The sequence below is a fragment of the uncultured Jannaschia sp. genome, assembly GCF_947494025.1.
In the GTDB taxonomy this organism is placed as follows: Bacteria; Pseudomonadota; Alphaproteobacteria; order Rhodobacterales; family Rhodobacteraceae; genus Jannaschia.
The window spans coordinates 1-5,732 of sequence record NZ_CANLTQ010000062.1 but is presented as its reverse complement, the minus strand read 5'-3'; the positions used below and the strand labels follow the sequence as shown (position 1 = coordinate 5,732).

Below are 5,732 nucleotides of genomic sequence, written 5' to 3'. Positions count from 1 at the left end.
ACTCCTCCGAGACGGAAGGAAATGGACCGAAACCCCCGCTTGATCATCACGGATACTCGGGACATTGCTTCGCAATGTCCTGCCGGGCAGTGCATGGGAGAACGGCTACTGCGAGAGCTTCAACTCGAAGCTCCGCCCCTCTCGGCAGATTGCTCTGCAATCGCCTGCCGGGCAACGGACGAGCTGTTGAATGGAGAGATATTCTGCTCCCTCGCCGAGGCGCGCGTGGTGATCGAGGCATGGCGCGTCCACTACAATACTGCGCGGCCTCATTCGTCGCTAGGCTATCGACCGCCCGCGCCGAAAGCCATCCACTTGCCCTCACGCGACGGCGGATCACCCCCGCCTCAGGCATCCGCCTTGGCGCCGAGACCCGTCATGCACTAAGACTGAAACCGGACCACCCGATAGGGGCAGGCCAGCGGACATCAAGGTTGACGCTCTACATACGGCTCTACCGACCTGTCTTGATCTGCACCGACAAGGCGCCAGAATAGCGCAAGGTGATCCAGGACCCGAACCGCCGCTCTGGGAGGCATCGCAGGACAGTCATGCCGACAACCGAAGATCAAGCCGACGCATTGCTCCGACCAGGGACGACCTGCTGGCGCGTGGCGCGCGCAAGCCGCGCCGCGCTGATCGTCGACGCGGCTGACTATTTCCTGCACCTGCGCGCCGCGCTGACCCGCGCCGAACGGGCGGCCTACCTGGTCGGTTGGGATTTTGACCTGCGCATCGAGATGATGCCCGGCCAGAGCGACGGAAACGGCAATGCGCCCGACGGCTGGCCCAACCGGCTCGGCGACTTTCTCGAGGCACTAGTCGATCGGCGCCCCGAGCTGTGCCTGCACATCCTTAAGTGGGACGGCGCGATGCTCGCCGAGATCGCCACGCAGGCCTGGGAGACGATGAGCCTCAAGATGGCGTCCAAACGTATCCGCCTGGCCCTCGACAGCCATCACCCGGCGGGCGCATGCCATCACCAGAAGATCGTGGTGATCGACGACTGCCTCGCCTTCTGCGGCGGAATCGACGTGACCACGGGGCGTTGGGATACGCGCGATCACACGCCCGGCGACGATCGCCGGGCTGACCCGGACGGCTCACTGCACCAGCCCTGGCACGACGTGACCACTGCGCTGGAAGGGTCGGTGGCCGGAGCCCTTGGCGATCTGTCACGGAAACGCTGGCAGTCGGCCACCGGGGAGGAACTGCCCGTGCCCGACTTTGGCGGCCCATCGCCTTGGCCGGACGATCTGCAGCCGGACCTCCGCGACGTCGAGGTCGGCATCGCCCGCACCGAGCCACGTTACCACGGCACGCCTTTGGTGAACGAGATCGAGGAGCTGTACCTCACCGCGATCCGCGCCGCCCGCCGCACGATCTACATCGAGAGCCAGTATCTCGCTGCCGGTTGTCTTTGCGAGGCGATGGAGGCGCGGCTGGCCGAGCCGGACGGCCCGGAAATCGTGATCGTCAATCCGCAGTCGGCCCAGAGCTTTCTAGAAGACGAGGCGATGCACTCGGTCCGCTCGCGCATGATCAAGCGCCTGCGGGATGCGGACGAGCGCGGCAGCGGCGGGCGCTTTTCGATCTTCCATCCCGTGAATGCGGAGGGCACGCCGATCTATGTCCACGCCAAGGTGTTCGTGGTTGACGACCAGTTCCTCAAGATCGGATCGAGTAATTTCGACAACCGCTCCATGGGCTTCGACACGGAATGCGACATTGCGGTCGAGGCCGCTTCGGAGGCGGAAAGCGCCCTGATCCGCAGCTTTACGCTTTCGCTGGTGGCCGAGCATCTGGACCGCGCTCCCGATGCGGTGCGCGCGGCCTGGCGGGAACACGGCTCGCTCTTTGGCGCGATAGAGGCGCTGCGGACGTCGGAGGGGCGGAGTCTGCATCCGATCGAGCCCCATCTGCTCGATCCGCTGGAGCGGGCGCTGGCAGACAGCCGTATCTTCGACCCGCGATATTGGCCACGCAACCGCGTCCGCCCGAAAGACCGCGTCAAACACGCCGCCAAACGCGCGGTTGCACCCTATCACCTGGAGGCAGTCGGTCTCGGCACGATCCTCCTGGCTGCGGGCATTGCGTCGATTGGCGTATGGGCCGGGCGCCGGATCTTGCGGCGCTCCCGGCGACGGCCCCTCGCGGCACCTGCCATCATGACGGACCGGACCTACCGCCCATCAGGGCCCCGCAAGCCGCATGGTTGAAGCGTCGGAATCGCAGCCTAGGCGTTCAGCGCTCCCACGGCGCAGGATGGACGGAGCGTCGAGGAACCCGGATACATGTTCCCTTGATCGCGAGGAGAAGATGTTCCGATGAATGCGCCTGAAACGATCCGCAATCGACTATTGACGCTGATCTCCGTGCTTCTCGTCGTGGCGGCACTGAAATGGAGCTACCCTGTGACCATGCCGCTGGTCACAGCGGTATTCGTCGTTGCCGCCGGCTGGCCGATCAAGGTTTGGCTGGAGCACGTCCTGCCGCCTCGTTTCAGCTATGTAGGCACGGTCATCGCCCTCTTGCTGATCCTGGGGTGCTTCTTCGCTGTCATCTATGTCGCGATCGGGCAGGTCATCCAGATCTTCGCACAAGACCAGGAGCAGTTCCGCGCGCTTTACGAAACCTATGTCTCATGGGCGCGCGAGAGGGGCCTGCCCACGCCCGGTGGCGACGGAGGGTACGACCGCCTCATTGCAATCACCCAGACTGTATTCTGGCAAGTCTACTCGGTCCTTGCCTATCTGGGCGTCATTGCCGTCCTGGTGATCATGGGGCTTCCGGAAGTCCCGGCACTTGCAGACAAGTTCCAGCACGAACTGGATGCAAGCGAGAACCGCGAGTTGTTCGCGACCGTCAAGCAGATCGCTGATAAATTCCGGCAGTATATCGGCGTGACCGTGCTCACCAGCCTGATCACCGGCGTCGCGTCGAGCGTATGGGCGTTCGCTCTTGGCCTTGATCTGGCGCTGATCTGGGGGATCCTCAACTTCCTTTTGAACTTCATCCCCGTGATCGGCAATATCATCGGCATTGTTCCCCCGACCCTCTATGCCCTCGTTCAGTTTGACGGCTGGACGATGGCGCTCGTCGTGTTCATCGGCTTCGCCGTGCTGCAGTTCACGATCAGCAACTTCGTCTATCCGTTGCTCCAGGGGCGTGGCATGTCGATGCCGCCGGTCGCTATCATCGTCGCGCTCCTGTTCTGGGGATGGATCTGGGGCGTTGTCGGGGCGCTTCTGGCGGTGCCACTTACTGCAGCCTTCATCATCATCTGCGAGCATTTCAAGAACACCGAAAAGATCGCGAGGATCCTATCCCGCGACGAATAAACTCGCGCGGCGCATAGGTTCAGAGGGTGACCTTCGATCTGGTGCGGACGCTTTGTGCGCGCCAGATCAGTCTCACCGGCGTGATCTGCCGGATGGTGAGGATGAACTGAGCGTCAGTCATCCGCGCGAGCTTCCTTACTCCGACCGCGTGAACTCCACGCCTTCCAAGGTACCGCAAGCACTGTCGTGGCCCACCAAGCGGAAGCCGGCCCCGGTATTCTCGATGCCACACAACAACGGGAATTCCACCGAACGGATGTCCCCGGTTGCGTCGGAAAAGGTGACGACGCTCTGGTCCACGGCATAGACGCCGGTGACGGCTTCGGACAGGTTTCCGTTCGCCATGCTGAAACTGCCTTCGATATCGAAAACCGCCGTCACTGGTCCGGCCGTATATTCGCCTGGCTCGATCTGCGCGCTCTGCTCACCCGGACGCGGCTCCGGAGCGGCTGCCTGCCCCGTTTCGCGCGATCTCCCTGACGGCTGCCGGGCCCCCGGCTGGTCCTGCGATTGCCCCGTAGACTGGCCAGCTTGCTGCTGACGCCGCGCTTCCATGCCGCGCTGCTGGAGGTCCGAGATCCGCTGCTCGATCTGCGCGAGTTCCTCGCCGCGCGCCGAAAGCAATTGAGCAAGTTCGGTGACCTGCTCCTGAATTTGCTTTCGCTGCTCCTGAGCGGCCTGCGCGTCCGAGGTCAACTGATCACGCCGGGTGGTCAGATCGGAGACCGCCTGCTCGAGATTGCCACGCCGCTCCTGCAGGCTGTCGATCTCCTCCCGCGCGGACACGAGCTGCTCCTGGACCGATGCCTCGATCTGCCGCGCCTCCTGAAGGCGCGCCTCGGCCTCCGCCAGCTCGCCCGAAAGACGAGAACTTTCGTTGGTCAGCTGTTCCAGCGTCTGCTGCGCCTGCGCGCTCTGCTGGCGGGCGAGCTGGAGCCGCTGCCCCACGTCGACGAGCTCCTGCGCCTGTTGCGCGGTACGCTCCTCGAACTGAGCCAGCTCATCGCGTTGCCGCTGCAACTCCGCGGTGATCGTCTGTTGTTCCTTTCGGGCCTGCTCAAGCGCCGCACGCTCTTCGTCGGTCTGCTGTGTCAGGTTCTCGAGTTCAGTCTGCGCCGCCTCGACCTGGCCCCGCACCGTCTCGCGCTGCATCGTCAGATCGTTCAACTCGGTCTCGAAGCCCTGCCTCGCGGTCTCGATCTCCTCGGTAAGGCGGGTAAGCTCCGTGTCGAATTCATTACGCGCAGCTTCCCGTTGCGCGGCAAGCTGATCAAGCTCCGCTTCGAATTCCTGTTGCGCAGCAGCGCGCCGGGTCCCGAGTTCGGCCATCTCTGCGCTGCCTGCATCGATTTCCGCCTGGATATTTCCCAGTGCGCCGGACGCGGTTTCAAGTGCTGCAAGTGCTTCGGCGACCTCCGACCGCTCTAGATTTGCGGCTTCGAGCTGCGCGCGCAGATCCTGCTCGGCGGAGTTGCTCGCGACGGCCAGCCAGATCACCGCTGCCCAGCCCAGTACAGCCAGAACTGCCAACGCCATCGGCACCGGTTTCCGCAGGTCCCCTCGTGAATTGTTTGCCATCGTTTCCTCCTTACTCGTAGCGCTCAAATAAAGTCCTGCACCGGATTACGCGGACGCCGTTCCCCGATCCTGATAGCTCCCAAGGTTCTCGAATATTATTCTGACCGCGCGCTCGTGGGTCTCCGACATGTAGCGGTTCGCTCTGTTGTCTCGTTCCATAGCCTCCGTGCATACTCACTTCAGAGCCTCCGGCGAACCGGGACGGATCAAACCGTAAGCGTATGAGACGCTTTCATGGAAGGTTCGGGTCTAGTCGTGCGAAGGGTGACTACTTGATGTGGGCTCGACTAGTCCGCCGGGACGATCACGGCTTCGGGCTCTGCCGTATCGAGTGCTGCATCGTCGCTGCCGAGGGCGCCAAACAGCCAGAGGAGAAGCAGCAGGGCCAAGATCGCCGCTACGGCGATGCCGATCCACTTGCCGATCCCACCTGAGGATTTTGTTCCAGCCTCTTGAACTTTCGGGTTGCGAAAATCGTCGGAATTCTTGGCCATGATCTTCTCCAGATAGGATACGTACCGCGACCAAGCTGCTGCCCCGGCCTGAACCTGCAACAAGCAGCTTATGCAAATGTTCCCGGAACCTGCGGTAGCAGCCGAAAGTTGTTAACGATCATTAATGAACCCGGTTCGGAACATTCGAAGACGAGGCGGATTGGGGCGGCACGAAATCCGGATTGTCGGATTGGTCGAGAAAACAGGGGAGCACAAAGCGTGAGTGATACGATCCCCCCGCGGCGCGATGACGCGACCGAGACAATCCCGGTCGCGCAGGAACGTCTGAAGGTCTCCAAGCATGAGACCGAGCGTCTCG

At 62.8% G+C, this 5,732-nt stretch carries 4 protein-coding genes and 1 pseudogene; 3 read left to right on the top strand and 2 right to left on the bottom strand.

Annotation, left to right across the window (positions count from 1 at the left end; genetic code table 11):
• Positions 1 to 76: 76 nt before the first annotated feature.
• The 3 genes and pseudogenes from Q1B08_RS20665 to Q1B08_RS20655 form a co-directional block, all read left to right on the top strand.
• Positions 77 to 387: pseudogene (locus Q1B08_RS20665) on the top strand (transposase); the annotation flags it as partial.
• Between the two features lie 164 nt (positions 388 to 551).
• Positions 552 to 2,219, top strand: coding sequence for a phospholipase D-like domain-containing protein (locus Q1B08_RS20660; protein ID WP_299823050.1), 1,668 nt, complete (start codon positions 552 to 554; stop codon positions 2,217 to 2,219).
• 108 nt (positions 2,220 to 2,327) lie between these two features.
• Entirely contained in the window at positions 2,328 to 3,341 is a 1,014-nt protein-coding gene (locus Q1B08_RS20655) for an AI-2E family transporter (RefSeq protein WP_299823047.1), read from the top strand.
• Between the two features lie 135 nt (positions 3,342 to 3,476).
• On the opposite strand, the gene Q1B08_RS20650 is transcribed toward Q1B08_RS20655, so the two are convergent.
• Positions 3,477 to 4,919, bottom strand: coding sequence for a hypothetical protein (locus Q1B08_RS20650; RefSeq protein ID WP_299823044.1), 1,443 nt, complete (start codon positions 4,917 to 4,919; stop codon positions 3,477 to 3,479).
• A 287-nt stretch (positions 4,920 to 5,206) separates the two neighbouring features.
• Positions 5,207 to 5,413 carry a hypothetical protein gene (locus Q1B08_RS20645; RefSeq protein ID WP_299823041.1) on the bottom strand — a complete coding sequence of 69 codons (207 nt, stop codon included), beginning with the start codon at positions 5,411 to 5,413 and terminating at the stop codon, positions 5,207 to 5,209.
• Between the last annotated feature and the right edge of the window lie 319 nt (positions 5,414 to 5,732).